We start from the raw sequence: 17,937 nt of genomic DNA, 5'->3' as shown, positions 1-17,937 counted from the left end.
CCCCCTGTTCCGGCGGTCCGCCGCACAGGGCGGGCCGTGCCCGGTCGGCGTAGCGTGGTTGCCGGGAGACGGGAGGTGCGCCCATGGGCACCACGACATCGTCCGCCCGTGCCATCCCGCGCACGTCCGGGACGAGGGCCCGCCTGGTCAACGAGGCCGAGCTGCGGGCGACGCTCTCGACGTTCCGCGAACTCTCCGACGAGGACTGGCAGCGGCCGACCGCCTGCACCGGCTGGACGGTCCGCGACATGCTCGCCCACACCGTCGGCCAGTACGAGGAGCTGCCGCGCCCCTGGGTGGCCCTGCGCCGGATCCGGCGTGCCGCGCGGACCCATCCGCACCTCGGCCGGCTGGACGGGCACAACGAGGCGCAGATCGAGGACCGCAAGGCGGTGCCGGGGCGCGAACTGATCGGCGCCCTCGCGCACTTCGCACCCCAGGGGCTCATCGCGCTCCGGCGCACGCCGGCTCCGGTCCGCCGCAGGGTCCGGCTGAGCCTGCTCTACCCGGAGGCGAGGGACCTGCCCGACGACTCGATGGACTACCTCGGCAACGTCCTCGTCGTCCGCGACACCTGGATGCACCGGGTGGACCTCAGCGACGCCACCGGGGGCGGACTGGCCCTCGACGGGCACGACGCGGAGATCGTGGGCCAGGTGGTGCTGGACCTGGCGCTCGCCTGGACGGGACCGGCCGTCGAGGTCGACCTCCACGGGCCGGCGGGAGGGCGCCATCTGCTGGGCATCGGCACCCCGGCGGCCACGCTCCACGCGGACGCCGTCGACTTCGCCCGGCACCTGTCGGGGCGGCCGGCGCGTGGCCGCCTGGACCTGGAGGGCGACCCCGGCGCGGGAGCCGCGCTGACGGCGGCCCGCGTCGTGTTCTGACGCCCGCGGGCCGGGGCCGCCACGGCACGGGCCGGCCGCTCACACGGGAGCGGCCTCGGCGAGGAAGGCCTCGGGCGTGACCGCGTACCCGAGGGAGTTGATGACGGGGACCGGGGTGCGGTCGATGAGGACCGTCGGGGTCGAGCGGACGCCGCTCGCGCCGAAGGCCGCCGACACCTGCGCGGCCCAGGGCAGGTACGTGCGCTCCATGACCTTCTGCCGGAAGCCGTCGGAGTGCAGCGCCTCGACCTCGTCGGCCAGCCGCAGCAGGTTCTCCCGGTCGGCGAAGGCGTCCACGTCCTCGCTGGGCTGATCGGCGTACAGGGCCCGCAGGTAGTGCATGAACGGCCTCTGCCCCGAGTCCGCCGCGGCTCCCAGTGCGGCCAGCGCCTCCAGGGAGCCGCTGCCGCCCGCCGAGTCGTCGATGAACGTGCCGAAATGGTGGTCCACCGCGAACCTGCCCTCGTCCGCGGCCTGCTCCATCACCGCGCCGAGGCCGAGCTCCATGCGCTTGCAGTAGGGGCAGCGCAGATCGGCGTAGACGCTCAGCACGTGTGCGGCATCGGCGTCGCCGTAGCGGACGACGATGCCGCCCGGACCTCTCGTATTGGCTGGGATCATGATCCCAGGGTCGGCAGCGGAGAGCGGTCCCGCAATGCGAGCGGCGGGCCGGCGGGGGCACCCGGACGCTCCGGCGTCCCGGACCGGGGGCTGTATATGGACATGCAGACCGCTTGCTGGCTGAATGGTTTCCTCGGTGCCGGGACCGGTGCGGCGGAACTCTGGAGGGGACAGCATGAGCGGGAGCAGCCCGGCCGCGCGGTTGCAGCGGCTCTTCGAGGGGCAGCGGCTCACGCCCACCCAGCGGCGGATCGCGCACTCGATGGTGCGGCGGGCCGCCGACGCCCCGTTCCTGTCGAGCGTGGAGCTGGCCGAGCTGGCCGGAGTCAGCCAGCCGTCCGTCACCCGCTTCGCCGTGGCCCTCGGCTTCGACGGCTACCCCGCGCTGCGCAAGCACCTGCGGGAGGTCACGCCCGCCGGGGCGGACGGCGGGGACGGCGAGGGGGAGGCCCTCAACGAGTACCAGCAGGCGGTGCGCGCGGAGATCGAGAACCTGCGGCAGCTCTCCGCGCTGCTCGCCGACCCCGCTCCGGTGGAACGGGCGGGGCGGCTGCTCGCCGCGTCCAGGCCGCTCCTGGTGCTCGGGCTGCGTGCCGCCTCCTCGCAGGCCCGGGGCTTCGGGTACTTCGCCGCCAAGGTGCACCCGGACGTACGGGTCGTCGACGAGGGCGGCAGCATGCTGCACGACCGCGTCGACGCCGCCCGGCGGGCCGGCGCGAGCGTGCTCCTCTGCTTCGCGCTGCCGCGCCACCCGCGCGAGGCCGTGGACGCGCTCGCGTACGCCCGGGAGCAGGGGCTGACGGTGGTGACCGTGGCCGACTCGGCGTTCGCCCCGGTGGCCGCCCACAGCGATCTGCTGATTCCCGCCGGCGTGGGGACCGGGCTGGCCTTCGACACCGCGTGCGCGCCGATGCTGCTGGGGCGGGTGCTGCTGGAGGCCATGTGCGACGGGCTCCCGGAGGCGCAGGCCCGCCTGGAGGAGTTCGACGCGCGGGCCGCCGCGCGGGGGCTGTTCGCCGGGTAGCCGCCCCCGGTCCGCCGGGAGCGGCGGATTCTCAGACGCCGCTCATCTGTGCCGATTAGCCTCCGCGCCCGGAGGGTCCACCGGGGACCGCGGGAGAAGGAGCACGGACGTGGGGCGCGGAGCACAGTCGTTGGCGAGGGTGGCCGTGATCGTGCGGGCCGGGGCGGCGCCGTTGTGGTGGCCCGGGCTGCTGGCGGCGGCCGTCGGGGCGTTCGTCCCGGGCCTCACCGGCCGCCGTATCGGTCTGCTGGCGGGGGCCGCCCTGTTCCTGGTGGTCCTGGCCGTCGTGGCGACCGCGCGGACGGGGCGGTACGCCGAACTCGCGAAGGGCGCCACCCGGGCCGGGCGCGGCGACTTCCTCCAGGACCGGGCCGTGACCGTACGCGACCGGCGCCGCCGCCACCGCTGGTGGACGGCCGGCGGGTTCCTCGTGGCCGTCGCGAGCGCGTACGTGCTGCCGGGTGCGGGCGGGCTCGTCCTGGCCGGGGCCGGTGCCGGGCTGTGGCTCAAGGCCGTGCGCATCGGGCAGCGGGAGCGGCGGGACGACGTCCTGTACTGGGTGCGCACCGACTGGGCGGACCGGGGCCGGCCGACGGGCAGGCAGGTGAAGGGCTACCGGACGACCGGGCCCGTGGCGGGGGACGCCGCACCCGGTGGGGCGCGGCGTCACCGCCGGTGAGGGCGAGGGTCAGACCTCCAGCCCCGCCTCGATCTTCCGCAGCTGGTGGCGGGCCATCGCGAGGTTCGCCCGGCCGCCGTCCAGCACGAGGTAGAGGAACAGGCCGTTGCTCCCACGGGTCCTGAGCAGTCGGATCAGGTGGTACTGGGTGCCGAGGGTGATCAGGATGTCCTCGATCTCGTCCTTGATCCCGAGGTGCTCCATGGTCCGGAGCTTGGCCCTGACGACGTCCGTGTTGCCGGCCGCGGCGACCTCCAGGTTGAAGTCCTTGCCACCGCCGAGGGTGCCGAGGGCCATGCCGCTGGTGTAGTCGACGAGTGCGACACCGAGGGTCCCCTCGATCGACGCCATCGCATCCTTCAGTGACGCTTCGGTGTTGGCCATAGTGCTCGTTTCCTTTCCCTGGCCGGCCCGGTGGCCGGTCCGTAACTGAGTGGTGCGTTTCCGGCCGGTGCGTGCCCGGCCGGGTCCGTCCGTGGCTGACGCGGATGTCACGTGGGATCCGGGGGAGTGGTGCGGCGGGGCAGGGCACCGGACTGCTGCGGGCGCCGGGGCGGCACGGGGCGGTCGGCCGGGTCTTGGGCGGCGTCGACCACTTCGCCGATGCGGGCGCCCGCGCGGCGGCCTTCGAGGTGGAGGCGGCCCACGTTGATGCGGTCCTCGGCCAGCAGGGTCAGGACGGCGGAGGAGCCCGCCGCGTAGGTGGCGATGTAGCCCTTCTCGCCACGGATCAGAAGTTCGCGGAAGCCTCCGCGGCCGGTGGCGTCGGCCATCCGGATCGAGACACCGAGTGCGGCCGCGGTCAGTGCGGCGACCCCCTCGGCCTCGATGCCCGGGGTGTCCTGGGCGACGATCAGACCGTCGGTGCTGGCGGCCAGCGCACCGGTCAGGAGCGGCACCCGGGCGCGTAATCGGTGGAGCTCGTCGAGGACGTCCTGCGCCTCTGCCTCGGGCACCATCAGCTGTCTCCTCCCGGCACGCTGTCTGAGCGCGCGTATCACAGGGCCTCCAATGCGTCTCTGAGCCGGCGCAACAGGGCGACGTCGGGGTCGTTCGTGACCTCCGGCAGCGTGATGTGGCCGTGCCCGGACCCCGGTACGGAACCGGCGGGGAGCGGGCGGAGCGCCTCGACCAGCCCGGCAGCCGCCAGCCGGCGCAGGTCGACCAGGGTGTGGAAGGCCGAGCGGCCCAGCTCCCGGGCGATGTCCGTGGCCGTGCGGTCCCCGTTCACCAGGGCCAGTACGCGGCGCTGGCGCGGGGGGACCGGGGTGTCGACCGGGTGGGCGGTGCGGGAGAGCGGTGCGCTGTCGGTGAGCGCGTCCGGCCAGATCCGGTCCAGGAGTTCGCGCCGCCGCAGCGTCTCGCGCTGCACCGCGTGCACGGGTACGGGACGCACGGGGCCGATCCAGTGGGAGACCCCGTAGCGGAAGCGGGCCGGTGTGTGCGTGGGGGCGAGTGCGAAGAAGGCCGCGTCGTACAGCGCGCCCAGGTGGCACAGCTCCAGCGCGCCGCCGGGCACCCGGCCGCTGTCCACGAGGTAGCGGCCGACCCGCTGCCCGGCGCCCGCCTGGGCGACCGCGTCCCACCAGCCCTCGGAGCGCAGCGCACCACCGGCGGTGAGCAGGACGTCGATCCCGGGGGTCGCGGGGCTCTCCGCGTGCACGACCTGGCCGTCCGCGAGGTACAGGGTGCCCCGGTCGCGCGTCAGCGCGCCGGTTGCGCGCTCCGCCGCGAGCCGCTGCAACATGGGGGAGAGGGCGGCCCGTTCGGGCGCGCCGGGCCGGGCGGCGGCGGTGGGCCTCATGCCAGGACCAGCCGCTCCGCTATCTCGCCGAGCCGTATGCGGGCCAGCGCGAGGTTGCCCTCCGCGCGGTCCAGCCAGAGGTGGAGGAAGACACTGCTGTCGAAGGCCGTCTCGACGAAACGCAGGATGTGGTAGCCGGGGGCGGTGGTGACGATGACGTCCTCGACGGCGGGGGCGGGCAGGCCCGTCGGTCCGGTGGGGGCGTCGGCCTGCGCGAAGACGGGTTGTTCGGCGGCCATCCTCGCCACCTCCGCCGTCTCGGCGGCCGTGGCCTCGTGGTCGCCGTTGGGCGACTCGCCGATGGTGCCGAGCGCGAGACCGCTCGTCCAGTCGACCACCGAGGCACCCCGGGCACCGGGCAGCCTCATGACTTCGATCAGGCATTCGTCGATTCCGGGCAACGCGAACTCCCTCCCGACGTGGCGTACGGATGTAGTGGAGAGGCTACGCAACGTGTGCGCTCCTGGTGGGAGTTCTGGCATTTTCCGTTGGTACATGCGGTCGGCCGTGTAAAGGCTGCTGGTGACCCCCCTGTTGACTAGCCTTATTCAGGCCGACAGGATGTGAATAGGTGAGTCACGTTCGCGAGGAGGCAGCCCCATGTCAGGACCCCGCCCCGTACGGGCACCGCGCGGTACGGAACTGAGCGCCCTGGGATGGCAGCAGGAAGCCGCCCTCCGCATGCTCCAGAACAACCTCGACCCCGAGGTCGCCGAACACCCCGACGAGCTCGTCGTCTACGGCGGCACCGGCAAGGCGGCCCGTGACTGGCGGTCCTTCGACGCCATGGTCCGTACGCTGCGGACGCTCAGGCAGGACGAGACGATGCTCGTCCAGTCCGGCCGGCCCGTGGGCGTCATGCAGACCCACGAGTGGGCACCGCGGGTCCTGATCGCCAACTCCAACCTGGTGGGCGACTGGGCCAACTGGGAGGAGTTCCGGCGCCTTGAGGCCCTCGGGCTCACCATGTACGGACAGATGACCGCGGGGTCCTGGATCTACATCGGCACCCAGGGCATCCTCCAGGGCACGTACGAGACGTTCGCCGCCGTCGCGGCCAAGCGGTTCGGCGGAACGCTCGCCGGGACGATCACGCTGACGGCCGGCCTCGGCGGCATGGGCGGCGCGCAGCCGCTCGCCGTCACCATGAACGACGGCGTCGCCCTCTGCGTCGACTGCGACCCGCGCGCCATCGAGCGCCGGATCGAGCACCGCTTCCTCGACGTCCGGGCCGATTCGCCGGAGCACGCGCTCCAGCTGGCCGTCGAGGCGCGGGACGCGCGGCGCCCGCTCTCCATCGGACTGCTCGGCAACGCCGCGGAGCTGCTGCCCCGCCTGCTCGCCGAGGGCGCCCCCGTCGACATCGTCACCGACCAGACCAGCGCGCACGACCCGCTCGCCTACCTGCCCGTCGGCGTCGCCTTCGACGACATGGCCGCCTACGCCGCCGAGAAGCCGGCCGACTTCACCCGGCGCGCCCGGGAGTCGATGGCCGCGCACGTCGAGGCGATGGTCGGCTTCATGGACGCGGGGGCCGAGGTCTTCGACTACGGCAACTCGATCCGGGGCGAGGCCCAGCTCGCCGGGTACGCCCGCGCGTTCGACTTCCCCGGCTTCGTGCCGGCGTACATCCGGCCGCTCTTCTGCGAGGGCAAGGGGCCCTTCCGGTGGGCGGCGCTGTCGGGCGAGGCGTCGGACATCCACCGGACGGACAAGGCGCTGCTCGACCTCTTCCCGGAGAACGAGTCGCTGCACCGCTGGATCAGGATGGCCGGCGAACGGGTCCGCTTCCAGGGGCTCCCCGCCCGGATCTGCTGGCTCGGCTACGGCGAACGCGACCGGGCCGGGGAGCGGTTCAACGACATGGTGGCGAGCGGGGAGCTCGCCGCACCGCTGGCCATCGGGCGCGACCACCTCGACTGCGGCTCGGTCGCCTCGCCCTACCGCGAGACGGAGGCCATGCTCGACGGGTCCGACGCCATCGCGGACTGGCCGCTGCTCAACGCCATGGTCAACGTCGCCTCGGGCGCCTCCTGGGTCTCCCTGCACCACGGGGGCGGCGTCGGCATGGGGCGTTCGATCCACGCGGGCCAGGTCACGGTCGCCGACGGCACGGAGCTCGCGGGCGAGAAGATCCGCCGCGTGCTCACGAACGACCCCGGGATGGGCGTCATCCGGCATGTGGACGCCGGGTACGACATCGCGGAGTCGGTGGCCGCCGACAAGGACGTGCGGATCCCGATGGCGGAGGGCGACGACAGGTGACCCGGCCGGCGGACGGTGACGGGCGCGCGCGGGGGCGGGGCGAGGTGCCGGGACCGGGCGGGATGTCCGGGGCCGGTGCGGCTGACCGGTCCGGTGGGGCCGAGTCGTTCGACGCGATGTGGCGCGGCCTCGCCTCCCTCGGGCGCGACGCCGGGAGCGGCGGCTACCGCCGGTACGCCTGGACCGGGGCCGATCTGGAGTGCCGGGCCTGGTTCCGCGCCCAGGCCGAGTCCCGCGGGCTCGTCCACGAGACCGACCGCAACGGCAACCAGTGGGCCTGGCACGGCGATCCGCTGGCCGGGGACGCGGTGGTCACCGGGTCCCACCTCGACTCCGTACCGGACGGCGGCGCCTTCGACGGCCCGCTCGGCGTGGTGTCCTCCTTCGCCGCCCTGGACGAACTCCGCCGCAGGGGAGCGGAGTTCACCAAGCCCTTCGCCGTCGTCAACTTCGGTGACGAGGAAGGGGCCAGGTTCGGGCTCGCCTGCGTCGGCTCCCGGCTCGCCTCCGGAGCGCTGACCGCGGAGGACGCGCACCGGCTCCGCGACGGCGACGGCGTCCCGCTGCCCCGCGCCATGGAGGCCGCCGGATACGACCCCGACGCCATCGGGCCCGACCCCGGACGCCTCGCCGGGATCGGCGCGTTCGTCGAGCTCCACGTGGAGCAGGGGCGTGCCCTCGACCTGAGCGGCGACCCGGTCGGCGTCGCCTCCGCCATCTGGCCGCACGGCCGCTGGCGGTTCGACTTCCGGGGCGAGGCCAACCACGCGGGCACCACCCGGCTCGCCGACCGGCGCGACCCGATGCTCACGTACGCGGAGACCGTCCTCGCGGCACGGCGCGAGGCGGAGCTCGCGGGAGGCCTCGCGACCTTCGGCAAGATCGCCGTCGAACCGAACGGGGTCAACGCCATCCCCTCCCTCGTGCGGGGCTGGCTCGACTCGCGCGCCGTCGACCAGGCCACCCTCGACGCGGTCGTCACCGGTGTCGAACGCGCCGCGCGGGAGCACGCCGAGCGGGCCGGGATCGATCTCGACGTCGTACGGGAGTCGTTCACCCCGGTCGTCGAGTTCCAGCACGCCCTGCGTGACGAGATCCGCCGGACCCTCGGGGAACGGGACGGGGCCGGACGCGGGGTGCCCGTGCTGGGAACCGGGGCCGGACACGACGCGGGTATTTTGTCCGCTTCCGTGCCGACCGCCATGCTGTTCGTACGGAACCCCACCGGGATCTCGCACTCGCCCTCCGAGCACGCGGCGGAGGACGACTGCGTGGCCGGGGTGAGGGCACTCGCCGACGTACTGGAAGGTCTCGCGTGCAGCTGACGACGCAACCGACGGGCGCACCGGTCACCGCGGTGTACTGGATGTCCCACGCCTGGCTCGGCACCCACGTCGAGCCGGGCGTCCTCCTCGACGTGGCCGACGGGCGCGTCGCCGGGGTGCGGACGGGCGTCGGCACCCCGCCGCCCGGCGCCACCGCGCTGCACGGACTGACGGTCCCGGGACTCGCCAACACCCATTCGCACGCCTTCCACCGCGCCCTGCGCTCCACCGTCCAGGTCGGGTCCGGCACCTTCTGGACCTGGCGCGAGACGATGTACCGGACGGCCGCCCGTCTCACCCCCGACACCTACTACGCCCTGGCCCGGGCCACGTACGCCGAGATGGCGCTGGCCGGGATCACCGCCGTGGGCGAGTTCCACTACCTGCACCACGCCCCCGACGGCACGCCCTACGACGACCCGAACGCCATGGGCGAGGCGCTCATCGCCGCGGCGGCCGAGGCCGGCATCCGGATCACCCTGCTCGACACCGCCTACCTCGCCGCCGGGTTCGGGCAGGGGCCCGGCCGGCACCAGCTCCGCTTCTCCGACACCACCGCCGACGCCTGGGCCGAGCGCGCCTCCCTCCTCAAGGGCGACGGCGAGCTGGTGGTGATCGGTGCCGCGATCCACTCCGTGCGCGCCGTGCCCGCGGCGCAGCTGGCCACCGTCGCCGGGTGGGCCCAGGCGCGGGCGGTCCCGCTGCACGTCCACCTCTCCGAGCAGACCGCGGAGAACGACGCCTGCCTCTCCGCCCACGGCCGCACGCCCACCCGGCTCCTGGCCGACCACGGGGTCCTCGGCCCGCGCACCACCGGCATCCACAACACGCACCTGACGGCCGAGGACATCGAACTGCTGGGCACCTCCCGGACGGGCACCTGCATGTGCCCCACCACCGAACGCGACCTCGCCGACGGCATCGGCCCCGCCGACGCGCTCCGCAGGGCGGGTTCCCCCCTCTCGCTCGGCAGCGACAGCCATGCCGTGATCGACCTCTTCGAGGAGGCCCGGGCCATGGAGCTGAACGAACGCCTGCGCACCCATGTACGCGGTCACTGGACGGCGGCCGCCCTGCTCAGGGCCGCCTCCGCCGACGGGCACGCCGCGCTCGGCCGGCCGGACGCCGGGACGCTCGAACCGGGTGCGCCCGCCGACCTCGCCACCGTCGCGCTGGACTCCGTCAGGACGGCGGGGCCGGTCCCGAGGCTGGCGGCCGAAGCAGCCGTGTTCGCCGCCACCGCCGCCGATGTGCGGCACACCGTGGTGGCGGGCCGGCACATCGTGCGGGACGGCCGGCACACGCGGATCGACGACGTGCCCGGAGCGCTCGCCTCGGCCATCGCGGCCCTGCACGGCTGAGCACCGGCCGGGCCACGCACCGGAGGGCCTACGGTCGGTCGGACCACGCACCGGGGCCCACGGACCCCGGCCCGGAAGCCCCGCGCGGCCGGCCACCGCAGGCCCGAGGGGTGCCGTGAACACCCCGCCGGGTCCCGCCCCGAAGACCCTGCGCACCACGCCCCGAACACCTCCGCCCGCCCCGCGCCGAGCAAGGAACGGCCCGGGCCGCATCGACCGCCCGGGCCGGAACGAGGCCCCCGGCAGACACCCCCCGGCAGCCCAGCCGGGCGAACCCGACGAAAGCTGTGCCCGGATGACGACGACCGCCACGACCGCCATCACCCACATCGCGAACCTGGTCACCAACGACCCCTCCCTCGGCGACGGGACCCCCCTGGGCCTGATCCGGGACGCGGCCGTCGTCATCGACGGCGACCGCGTCGTGTGGACCGGTGAGACCAGCAGAGCACCCGCCACCGACAACGCCGTCGACGCGGCCGGCCGGGCGGTGATCCCCGGCTTCGTCGACTCCCACTCCCACCTCGTCTTCGCGGGCGACCGGACCGCCGAGTTCAACGCCCGCATGTCCGGGCGGCCCTACTCCGCGGGCGGCATCCGCACGACCGTCGCCGCGACCCGCGCCGCCTCCGACGAGGAGCTCTCCGCGAACGTCTCGCGCTATCTGGCCGAGGCGCTCCGGCAGGGCACGACCACCTTCGAGACCAAGTCCGGATACGGCCTCACCGTCGAGGACGAGGCGCGGTCCCTGCGCGTCGCCGCCCGCCACACCGACGAGGTCACCTTCCTCGGCGCCCACATCGTGTCCCCCGACTACGCCGACGACCCCTCCGGTTACGTGGACCTCGTCACCGGCCCGATGCTGGACGCCTGCGCCCCGTACGCCCGCTGGATCGACGTCTTCTGCGAGCGGGGCGCCTTCGACGAGGACCAGGCGCGCACGGTCCTCACGGCGGGCCTGGCCAGGGGCCTGCACCCCCGGGTGCACGCCAACCAGCTGGGCCACGGCCCCGGCGTCCGGCTCGCCGTCGAGCTGGACGCGGCGTCCGCCGACCACTGCACCCACCTCGACGACGCCGACCTCGACGCGCTCGGCCAGGGCCGCACCGTCGCCACCCTGCTCCCCGGCGCCGAGTTCTCCACCCGGGCCGCCTGGCCCGACGCCCGGCGCATCCTGGGCGCGGGTGCCACCGTCGCGCTGTCCACGGACTGCAACCCGGGCTCGTCGTTCACCTCCTCCATGCCGTTCTGCGTCGCCCTCGCCGTACGGGACATGGGCATGACCCCCGACGAAGCGGTCTGGTCCGCCACCGCCGGCGGCGCCGCCGCCCTGCGCCGCACCGACATCGGCCGCATCACCCCCGGCGCCCGCGCCGACCTGGTGGTCCTCGACGCGCCGAGCCACGTCCACCTCGCCTACCGGCCGGGGGTCCCCCTGACCGCAGCGGTGTGGCGGGCCGGGGAACGCGTCGTCTGAGACCGGGCCGCGCGGGAAAGCGGAAGGACCCGCCCCGTCGTCCGGGGCAGGTCCTTCCGCACAGCTGTACCGGGGGTGCCGGTGGCGCCGGGTCACTCGTCCAGGGTCAGGCCCTTCCTGAGCTTGACCAGGGTCCGGGAGAGCAGCCGGGACACGTGCATCTGCGAGATGCCGAGCTCCTCGCCGATCTCCGACTGCGTCATGTTCGAGACGAACCGCATGGAGAGGATCGTGCGGTCGCGCAGCGGGAGCGAGGCGATGAGCGGCTTGAGGGACTCGACGTACTCGATGCCTTCGAGGCCGTTGTCCTCGTAGCCGAGGCGGTCCGCGAGGGCGCCCTCGTTGCCGTCGCCGTGGTCGTCGGGCTTGGCGTCCAGCGAGCTCGCGGTGTACGCGTTGCTCGCGGCCATGCCCTCGACGACCTCGTCCCTGCTGAGGCCGAGGCGGTCGGCGAGTTCGGCGACGGTGGGCGCGCGGTCCAGCTTCTGGGACAGCTCGTCGCCCGCCTTGGCCAGGTCCAGCCGCAGCTCCTGGAGCCGGCGCGGGACGCGCACGGACCAGCTGGTGTCACGGAAGAAGCGCTTGATCTCGCCGACGATGGTCGGCATCGCGAACGTCGGGAATTCGACGCCCCGGCTGAGCTCGAAGCGGTCGATCGCCTTGATCAGGCCGATGGTGCCGACCTGGACGATGTCCTCCATGGGCTCGCTGCGGGAGCGGAACCGGGCGGCCGCGAACTTGACCAGGGCCAGGTTGAGTTCGACGAGGGTGTTGCGGACGTACGCGTACTCGTGGGTGCCCTCCTCGAGGGCTTCGAGCCGTGCGAAGAGCGTCTTGGACAGCGCCCTGGCGTCCAGCGCGCCGATCTCGGCGTAGGGCGGGATCTCGGGGAGATCGTCGAGGCCCTCGAACACCTCGTCCGGAAGGTGGTCGTCGGTGATGGTGCGGGTGGTGCCGGTGCTGGTACGCGGGCCGGGTACGGCGCTCGCGGCAGCGGAGTCGGAATCGGTCGGTCCCTGAGGACATGCCGACGTCGCGATGTGGGTACGCGATACGTCGAGCCGGGGTGACATGGTTCTCCTCCATCGTTCTCGGCATATGGCTGCCGATGCCCATACGTGTTCCTGCGGTGAAGCGGCGCCTCCGAAGCCGATCGGGTTTCCTGGTGCAGATGTCCCTTCTACCCATACCCGGTTCCAGCCGTGAGTTACAAACGCCAAATACGCCTGTATGTCCGCTTTGTGGAGTTCTTCGACTACCGTGTGGCGAGGGAAACGCGTAATGTTTTACGCACGTCGGGGGCAGCCACGATGAAGCCGCGTACACAGGGGCGCGGGTAGTGACGGACGGCGAAGAGGGACGGCATGGACCGCGGGACGGTCGGCAGCGCGAACCGGGGTCGGCTACAGGTCGAGGTCCGGACCGAGGGCCGCAGTGAAGTCGTGACACCGGTGGGTGAGCTCGATCACCACACCGCCGATCTGCTGCGCGAGCCGCTGGAGAGCGCGGTCGAACAAGGGCGTACGCGCCTGGTGGTCGACTGCTCGCGGCTCGACTTCTGCGACTCCACCGGGCTCAACGTGCTCCTCGGGGCGCGCCTGAAGGCGGAGGCGGCAGGGGGAGGGGTCCACCTGGCCGGAATGCAGCCCGTGGTCGCCCGTGTCTTCGAGATCACGGGGGCGGAGGCGGTCTTCACCGTCCACGCCTCGCTCGAAGACGCCCTGAGCACCTGACAGCGGCGCTTCCCATGCGTATTCCCGGCCCCGGGAGCCCCGACCGTCGCGCGCGTCACGCTCACGGCGTAGCCGAAGTGGGTGTTGTCACCATTCAGCCGGGCAGGAGAGATCCCGTCGGGGTCATGAAGCCCGCACGCTCTGTATCTGATCAGTATCTGTTCGATGGCAACACACGGTGAATCGGTGAGGTGAAGCGCTGATGAGCACCACCCGGCAGCATCCGCCGGGCGGCCTCGGCCGCGAGCCGGACGGCACGGGCCCCGCCTCTGCCGTGCCCGCTGACCGGCAGTGGCGCACGCTCTCGCTGAGACAGGCCAGCGGCATCGTGCCGATGGCCCGCGACTTCGCCCGCCAGGCGCTCTACGACTGGGGCTGGCTCCCCGCGTCGGGTGCCGACCGGCGGGCGGCGGCCGAGGACGTCCTGCTGGTCGTCTCCGAGCTCGTCACGAACGCCTGCCTGCACGCGGAGGGCCCCGAGGAGCTCCGCATCGCCTGCTCGCCCAAGATGCTCCGGATCGAGGTCGTCGACGGCGGCGCGGGCCAGCCCGCGCCCCGTACCCCGCACCGCGCGGGGCGGCCCGGCGGCCACGGCATGTTCATCGTGCAGCGGCTCTGCCTCGACTGGGGCGTGTCGCGCACACCGGACCAGCCGGGCAAGACGGTCTGGGCGGAGCTCGCGGCGCCGGCGTAGCCCGCCCCGCGCCTCCGGCCCGGCCTTCCGTACGTACGACTCAGGGCCCCGCACCGAACGAACGGTGCGGGGCCCTGAGTCATGGGGGCGGGGTCCGGGTCAGCGGACGTCGCCCATGAGCGTCTTGACCTTGCCGCGGTAGACGAAGATCGCGACACCCGCCAGGACCGCGAGCGCGGCCTGGAGCGCCACCACCCCGGTGCCGTTGAGCTCGACACCCGCGATGGACAGCAGACCCGTGGTGCAGTCGCCGGCGGTCACGGCCAGGAACCAGACACCCATCATCTGGCTGGCGTACTTGGCCGGGGCCATCTTCGTGGTGACCGAGAGGCCGACCGGGGACAGCGTCAGCTCGGCGACGGTCTGCACGAAGTAGATCGCGACCAGCCACATCGCGGCGGCCTTGTGGCCGTCGCCCGCGATGGTCAGCGGCGCCAGGAAGAGGAAGAACGACGCGCCGACCAGCACCAGACCGGAGCTGAACTTCACGATCGTGCTCGGCTCCTTGCCCCGCCGGTTCAGCGCCAGCCAGAAGGCGGCGAAGACCGGGGCCAGCGCCATGATCAGGACGGGGTTGACCGACTGGTACCAGGAGACCGGGAAGTTCCAGCCGAGGACCGAGTTCTCCGCCGAGGAGTCGGCGAAGATCGCCAGGGTCGAACCGCCCTGATCGTAGATCATCCAGAAGATGGCGGCGGCCACGAAGAACCAGATGTAGCCGGACATCTTCGCCTGCTCGGTCCGGCTGAGCTCCTTGTCGCGCTTGATGCGCGTCAGGACCATCACGGGGATGACCAGACCGGCGACCGTGATCGGGACCAGCAGCCAGTTCAGCGTGTAGACGCCGGTGGCCACCGCGCCGATGTAGAAGACGGCCGCGATGCCCAGCCAGATCATCGACTTGCGGAGCGTGGACGCGCGCTCGTCCGCGGAGAGCGGCTTCGGCACGACGAGGCTGCGCTCGTTCAGGTGGCGGGTGCCGAGCAGGAACTGGGCGACGCCGAGTCCCATGCCGAGCGCGGCCAGGGCGAAGCCCAGGTGCCAGTTGACGTTCTCGCCGACGGTGCCGATGATCAGCGGCGCCGCGAAGGCACCCATGTTGATGCCCATGTAGAAGATCGTGAAGCCACCGTCACGGCGCGGGTCGTCCGGGCCGTCGTAGAGGTGGCCGACCATCGTGGAGATGTTGGACTTCAGCAGACCGGAGCCGATGGCCACGAGGCCGAGTCCGGCGAAGAACGTGCCCTGGGAGGGCAGCGCCAGCGTCAGGTGGCCGAGCATGATGACGCCGCCCGCGATGGCGACGGTCTTGCGGGGGCCCCAGACGCGGTCGCCGAACCAGCCGCCGGGCATGGCGAGCAGGTACACCAGCGACAGGTAGACCGAGTAGATCGCGGTGGCCGTGGCGGGGTTCATGTGAAGCCCGTTGGGAGCGATCAGGTAGAGCGGGAGGAGGGCGCGCATGCCGTAGTAGCTGAAGCGCTCCCACATCTCCGTCATGAAGAGAGTGGCCAGGCCGCGGGGGTGGCCGAAGAAGGTCTTCCCGGAACCGGCGGTGCCGGCCGAGTCCTTCGTCAGGCTTGACGCCATGGTCGATCCTTGCTGGTCGGGACGCGTTCGCCTCGTGAGCGGTACGCGCCCGGTGGGGGGTAGCCGGCACCGGCGCGGGGACGCCCCACCCCCGACGCCTCGAGGGGATCCGATCCGGCCGGCCGCTCCGTGGGGGAGTTCGGGGACGGGATCGTGGGACAGACCGCTCCGGGATCCACGCCCGGTGCGCGTCCTCGCGCTCCGGGCCCGGCCCACAGGTCATTCACTGGTCGAGGGCCGGCGGGAACCGGCCCGTACACAAAAGTGACCCTTGGCGCTGAAAGCTGCCCAAAGGTCGTTCTGCGGTGCAACAGGCGTCGAGCAACCATACGACATGACACGCGCCGATATGAAAGGACTTGAGACATGGATCACAGGTCCGCGTGGAACCACGGTCCCATATTCGAAGGAGGATGACCGATTCGTGGCCCTGACCCGCAGGGCTTGACCAGCGCTTCACCCCAGGAGGCCCGCGCGGACTACCATCACTGCATGACCCGTGTACTGCTCGCCGAGGACGACGCATCCATCTCGGAGCCACTGGCCCGCGCCCTGCGCCGGGAGGGATACGAGGTCGAGGTCCGCGAGGACGGTCCGACCGCACTCGACGCCGGCCTCCAGGGGGGCGTCGACCTGGTCGTCCTCGATCTGGGACTGCCCGGGATGGACGGCCTGGAGGTCGCCAGGCGGCTGCGTGCCGACGGCCACGCCGTACCGATCCTGGTGCTGACCGCCCGGGCCGACGAGGTCGACACCGTGGTCGGTCTGGACGCCGGGGCCGACGACTACGTCACCAAGCCCTTCCGTCTCGCCGAGCTCCTCGCCCGGGTCCGCGCCCTGTTGCGCCGCGGCGCCACCGAGCCCGCCCCGCAGCCCGCCACACACGGCGTCAGGATCGACGTCGAGTCGCACCGCGCCTGGATGGGGGACGAGGAACTCCAGCTCACCGCCAAGGAGTTCGACCTCCTGCGGGTCCTCGTGCGGGACGCCGGACGGGTCGTCACCCGCGACCAGCTGATGCGTGAGGTCTGGGACACCACCTGGTGGTCCTCCACCAAGACCCTCGACATGCACATCTCCTGGCTCCGCAAGAAGCTCGGCGACGACGCCGCCAATCCGCGTTACATCGCCACCGTCCGGGGCGTCGGCTTCCGGTTCGAGAAGAGCTGACGTACAGAACACTCATGCGCCGCCGACTGATCAACTCCACGCTCGCCGTGGTGCTCGTCGTGATCGCCGTCTTCGGCGTCTCCCTCGTCATCGTCGAGACCCGCACCATCAGCAACAGCGCCCAGGAGAGCGTCGACGCCGAGGCCTTCCGGCTGATCAGCGTGGTCGAGAGCCGGCTGCTGGGCGCCGAGCGGATCACCCCGCAGGTCCTCGCCGAACAGGTGGACCCCAGCCGCTACGCCCGCGTGGAGATCCCCGGGCGGTCCGCCATCGAGGTCGGCGAGCGTCCCACGGAGGACAACGCCATCCGCAGCACGGAGACGGGGGAGCAGGGCGAGAAGGTCACCGTCGAGCAGTCCCGCTCGGCCGTGACCCAGGAGGTCGGCCGGACCCTGCTGATCATCGGCGCCGTGGCGCTGCTCGCCATCATCTCCGCCGTGCTCCTCGCCGTGCGCCAGGCCGACCGGCTGACCTCCCCGCTCACCGACCTCGCCGAGACCGCCGAACGCCTCGGCTCGGGCGACCCGCGCCCCCGGCACAAGCGGTACGGCGTGACGGAGCTGGACCGGGTCGCCGACGTCCTGGACTCCTCCGCCGAGCGCATCGCCCGGATGCTGACCGCCGAGCGGCGCCTGGCCGCCGACGCCTCGCACCAGCTGCGTACGCCCCTGACGGCGCTCTCCATGCGCATCGAGGAGATCTCCGTCACCGACGACCCGGACACGGTGAAGGAGGAGGCCAACATCGCGCTCACCCAGGTCGAGCGCCTCACGGACGTGGTCCAGCGGCTCCTGACCAACGCCCGCGACCCGCGCACCGGCTCCGCCGTCGTCTTCGACCTCGACGAGATCATCAAGCAGCAGATCGAGGAGTGGCGCCCCGCCTACCGCAGCGCGGGCCGTGCCGTCGTCTGCTCCGGCAAGCACGGCCTGGAGGCCGTGGGCACCCCCGGCGCCGTCGCCCAGGTGCTCGCCGCGCTGATCGAGAACTCGCTGATGCACGGGGGCGGCACGGTCGCCCTGCGGACCCGGGTCACCGGCAACCAGGTCGTCATCGAGGTCACGGACGAGGGCCCCGGCGTCCCCGCCGACCTCGGCGCGCGGATCTTCGAGCGCACCATCAGCGGCCGGAACTCCACCGGGATCGGCCTCGCCGTGGCCCGGGACCTCGCCGAGGCCGACGGCGGCAGGCTCGAACTGCTCCAGCAGCAGCCGCCGGTCTTCGCCCTCTTCCTCAGCCGCGTCGTGCCGAGCCGCAAGGAATCCGTCCGCCCGGTGCGCTGAGCGTGGCCGTGCCGCCCGGTGACC

The 17,937-nt window shown here is 72.8% G+C and carries 18 protein-coding genes; 11 read left to right on the top strand and 7 right to left on the bottom strand.

Annotated elements, in window-relative coordinates; all coding sequences use genetic code 11:
• Positions 1 to 83 precede the first annotated feature (83 nt).
• Positions 84 to 887, top strand: coding sequence for a maleylpyruvate isomerase family mycothiol-dependent enzyme (locus ACFVS9_RS21940; RefSeq protein WP_383116104.1), 804 nt, complete (start codon positions 84 to 86; stop codon positions 885 to 887).
• A gap of 39 nt (positions 888 to 926) precedes the next feature.
• Here the strand turns inward: ACFVS9_RS21940 and ACFVS9_RS21935 are convergent, their stop codons facing one another.
• Positions 927 to 1,508, bottom strand: a complete 582-nt coding sequence (locus tag ACFVS9_RS21935) for a thioredoxin domain-containing protein (RefSeq protein ID WP_383116103.1) — start codon at positions 1,506 to 1,508, stop codon at positions 927 to 929.
• A 175-nt stretch (positions 1,509 to 1,683) separates the two neighbouring features.
• On the opposite strand from ACFVS9_RS21935, the gene ACFVS9_RS21930 reads away from it, so the two are divergent.
• Together ACFVS9_RS21930 and ACFVS9_RS21925 are read left to right on the top strand one after the other, a co-directional pair.
• Positions 1,684 to 2,532 (top strand): MurR/RpiR family transcriptional regulator, encoded by an 849-nt coding sequence (locus ACFVS9_RS21930; protein WP_389934662.1) that lies wholly within the window; start codon positions 1,684 to 1,686, stop codon positions 2,530 to 2,532.
• Between the two features lie 139 nt (positions 2,533 to 2,671).
• Entirely contained in the window at positions 2,672 to 3,211 is a 540-nt protein-coding gene (locus ACFVS9_RS21925) for a hypothetical protein (protein ID WP_389934760.1), read from the top strand.
• 9 nt (positions 3,212 to 3,220) lie between these two features.
• Here ACFVS9_RS21925 and ACFVS9_RS21920 read toward each other — a convergent pair whose 3' ends face one another.
• The 4 genes from ACFVS9_RS21920 to ACFVS9_RS21905 form a co-directional block, all read right to left on the bottom strand.
• Positions 3,221 to 3,595 carry a hypothetical protein gene (locus ACFVS9_RS21920; protein ID WP_383116101.1) on the bottom strand — a complete coding sequence of 125 codons (375 nt, stop codon included), beginning with the start codon at positions 3,593 to 3,595 and terminating at the stop codon, positions 3,221 to 3,223.
• Between the two features lie 107 nt (positions 3,596 to 3,702).
• Complete coding sequence (locus ACFVS9_RS21915; RefSeq protein ID WP_389934658.1) at positions 3,703 to 4,170, bottom strand: roadblock/LC7 domain-containing protein; 468 nt, start codon at positions 4,168 to 4,170, stop codon at positions 3,703 to 3,705.
• A 38-nt stretch (positions 4,171 to 4,208) separates the two neighbouring features.
• Positions 4,209 to 5,015, bottom strand: a complete 807-nt coding sequence (locus ACFVS9_RS21910) for a transcriptional regulator (RefSeq protein WP_389934655.1) — start codon at positions 5,013 to 5,015, stop codon at positions 4,209 to 4,211.
• A complete protein-coding gene (locus ACFVS9_RS21905; protein WP_383116098.1) occupies positions 5,012 to 5,416 on the bottom strand; it encodes a hypothetical protein in 405 nt (134 codons plus the stop codon). Before ACFVS9_RS21905 ends, ACFVS9_RS21910 begins: the two co-directional genes overlap by 4 nt.
• A 199-nt stretch (positions 5,417 to 5,615) precedes the next feature.
• Between ACFVS9_RS21905 and hutU the strand changes: the two genes are divergently transcribed.
• From hutU to hutI, 4 genes are all read left to right on the top strand, one after another.
• A complete protein-coding gene (gene hutU / locus ACFVS9_RS21900; protein WP_383116097.1) occupies positions 5,616 to 7,280 on the top strand; it encodes a urocanate hydratase in 1,665 nt (554 codons plus the stop codon).
• Between the two features lie 62 nt (positions 7,281 to 7,342).
• On the top strand, positions 7,343 to 8,605 hold the full coding sequence (locus ACFVS9_RS21895; protein WP_389934651.1) for an allantoate amidohydrolase: 1,263 nt from the start codon (positions 7,343 to 7,345) through the stop codon (positions 8,603 to 8,605).
• Positions 8,596 to 9,966 (top strand): formimidoylglutamate deiminase, encoded by a 1,371-nt coding sequence (locus ACFVS9_RS21890; RefSeq protein ID WP_389934649.1) that lies wholly within the window; start codon positions 8,596 to 8,598, stop codon positions 9,964 to 9,966. The genes ACFVS9_RS21895 and ACFVS9_RS21890 overlap by 10 nt, the downstream gene beginning before the upstream one ends.
• A 295-nt stretch (positions 9,967 to 10,261) precedes the next feature.
• Positions 10,262 to 11,443: an imidazolonepropionase gene (hutI, locus tag ACFVS9_RS21885; RefSeq protein WP_389934646.1), complete on the top strand. Its 1,182-nt coding sequence runs from the start codon at positions 10,262 to 10,264 to the stop codon at positions 11,441 to 11,443.
• 92 nt (positions 11,444 to 11,535) lie between these two features.
• Here hutI and ACFVS9_RS21880 read toward each other — a convergent pair whose 3' ends face one another.
• Entirely contained in the window at positions 11,536 to 12,516 is a 981-nt protein-coding gene (locus ACFVS9_RS21880) for an RNA polymerase sigma factor SigF (RefSeq protein ID WP_383116093.1), read from the bottom strand.
• 291 nt (positions 12,517 to 12,807) lie between these two features.
• Here ACFVS9_RS21880 and ACFVS9_RS21875 point away from each other — a divergent pair, with 291 nt between their 5' ends.
• Both ACFVS9_RS21875 and ACFVS9_RS21870 read left to right on the top strand, forming a co-directional pair.
• On the top strand, positions 12,808 to 13,176 hold the full coding sequence (locus ACFVS9_RS21875) for an STAS domain-containing protein (RefSeq protein ID WP_383116092.1): 369 nt from the start codon (positions 12,808 to 12,810) through the stop codon (positions 13,174 to 13,176).
• A gap of 202 nt (positions 13,177 to 13,378) precedes the next feature.
• The gene (locus ACFVS9_RS21870; protein WP_383116091.1) at positions 13,379 to 13,870 is read left to right on the top strand and encodes an ATP-binding protein; all 492 of its coding nucleotides are present in this window, start codon (positions 13,379 to 13,381) and stop codon (positions 13,868 to 13,870) included.
• Between the two features lie 99 nt (positions 13,871 to 13,969).
• Here the strand turns inward: ACFVS9_RS21870 and ACFVS9_RS21865 are convergent, their stop codons facing one another.
• Positions 13,970 to 15,460, bottom strand: a complete 1,491-nt coding sequence (locus tag ACFVS9_RS21865) for an oligopeptide:H+ symporter (RefSeq protein WP_383116090.1) — start codon at positions 15,458 to 15,460, stop codon at positions 13,970 to 13,972.
• Positions 15,461 to 15,952: 492 nt separating this feature from the next.
• On the opposite strand from ACFVS9_RS21865, the gene ACFVS9_RS21860 reads away from it, so the two are divergent.
• Entirely contained in the window at positions 15,953 to 16,630 is a 678-nt protein-coding gene (locus ACFVS9_RS21860; protein WP_031098784.1) for a response regulator transcription factor, read from the top strand.
• A gap of 14 nt (positions 16,631 to 16,644) precedes the next feature.
• Positions 16,645 to 17,913 carry an ATP-binding protein gene (locus ACFVS9_RS21855; protein ID WP_383116089.1) on the top strand — a complete coding sequence of 423 codons (1,269 nt, stop codon included), beginning with the start codon at positions 16,645 to 16,647 and terminating at the stop codon, positions 17,911 to 17,913.
• The last annotated feature ends 24 nt before the right edge of the window (positions 17,914 to 17,937 follow it).

The sequence above is a fragment of the Streptomyces sp. NPDC058008 genome, from assembly GCF_042886395.1.
Taxonomy (GTDB): Bacteria; Actinomycetota; Actinomycetes; order Streptomycetales; family Streptomycetaceae; genus Streptomyces.
Note: the sequence above shows the minus strand (reverse complement) of the source record. Positions and strands in the feature narration are given on the sequence as shown.

Bases quoted from the DNA above. Each gene is read 5' to 3' on its own strand.
- ACFVS9_RS21940 (WP_383116104.1), top strand. From the start codon at position 84: ATGGGCACCACGACATCGTCCGCCCGTGCCATCCCGCGCACGTCCGGG.
- ACFVS9_RS21935 (WP_383116103.1), bottom strand. From the start codon at position 1,508: ATGATCCCAGCCAATACGAGAGGTCCGGGCGGCATCGTCGTCCGCTAC.
- ACFVS9_RS21930 (WP_389934662.1), top strand. From the start codon at position 1,684: ATGAGCGGGAGCAGCCCGGCCGCGCGGTTGCAGCGGCTCTTCGAGGGG.
- ACFVS9_RS21920 (WP_383116101.1), bottom strand. From the start codon at position 3,595: ATGGCCAACACCGAAGCGTCACTGAAGGATGCGATGGCGTCGATCGAG.
- ACFVS9_RS21915 (WP_389934658.1), bottom strand. From the start codon at position 4,170: ATGGTGCCCGAGGCAGAGGCGCAGGACGTCCTCGACGAGCTCCACCGA.
- ACFVS9_RS21910 (WP_389934655.1), bottom strand. From the start codon at position 5,015: ATGAGGCCCACCGCCGCCGCCCGGCCCGGCGCGCCCGAACGGGCCGCC.
- hutU (WP_383116097.1), top strand. From the start codon at position 5,616: ATGTCAGGACCCCGCCCCGTACGGGCACCGCGCGGTACGGAACTGAGC.
- ACFVS9_RS21895 (WP_389934651.1), top strand. From the start codon at position 7,343: ATGTCCGGGGCCGGTGCGGCTGACCGGTCCGGTGGGGCCGAGTCGTTC.
- hutI (WP_389934646.1), top strand. From the start codon at position 10,262: ATGACGACGACCGCCACGACCGCCATCACCCACATCGCGAACCTGGTC.
- ACFVS9_RS21880 (WP_383116093.1), bottom strand. From the start codon at position 12,516: ATGTCACCCCGGCTCGACGTATCGCGTACCCACATCGCGACGTCGGCA.
- ACFVS9_RS21875 (WP_383116092.1), top strand. From the start codon at position 12,808: ATGGACCGCGGGACGGTCGGCAGCGCGAACCGGGGTCGGCTACAGGTC.
- ACFVS9_RS21870 (WP_383116091.1), top strand. From the start codon at position 13,379: ATGAGCACCACCCGGCAGCATCCGCCGGGCGGCCTCGGCCGCGAGCCG.
- ACFVS9_RS21865 (WP_383116090.1), bottom strand. From the start codon at position 15,460: ATGGCGTCAAGCCTGACGAAGGACTCGGCCGGCACCGCCGGTTCCGGG.
- ACFVS9_RS21860 (WP_031098784.1), top strand. From the start codon at position 15,953: ATGACCCGTGTACTGCTCGCCGAGGACGACGCATCCATCTCGGAGCCA.
- ACFVS9_RS21855 (WP_383116089.1), top strand. From the start codon at position 16,645: ATGCGCCGCCGACTGATCAACTCCACGCTCGCCGTGGTGCTCGTCGTG.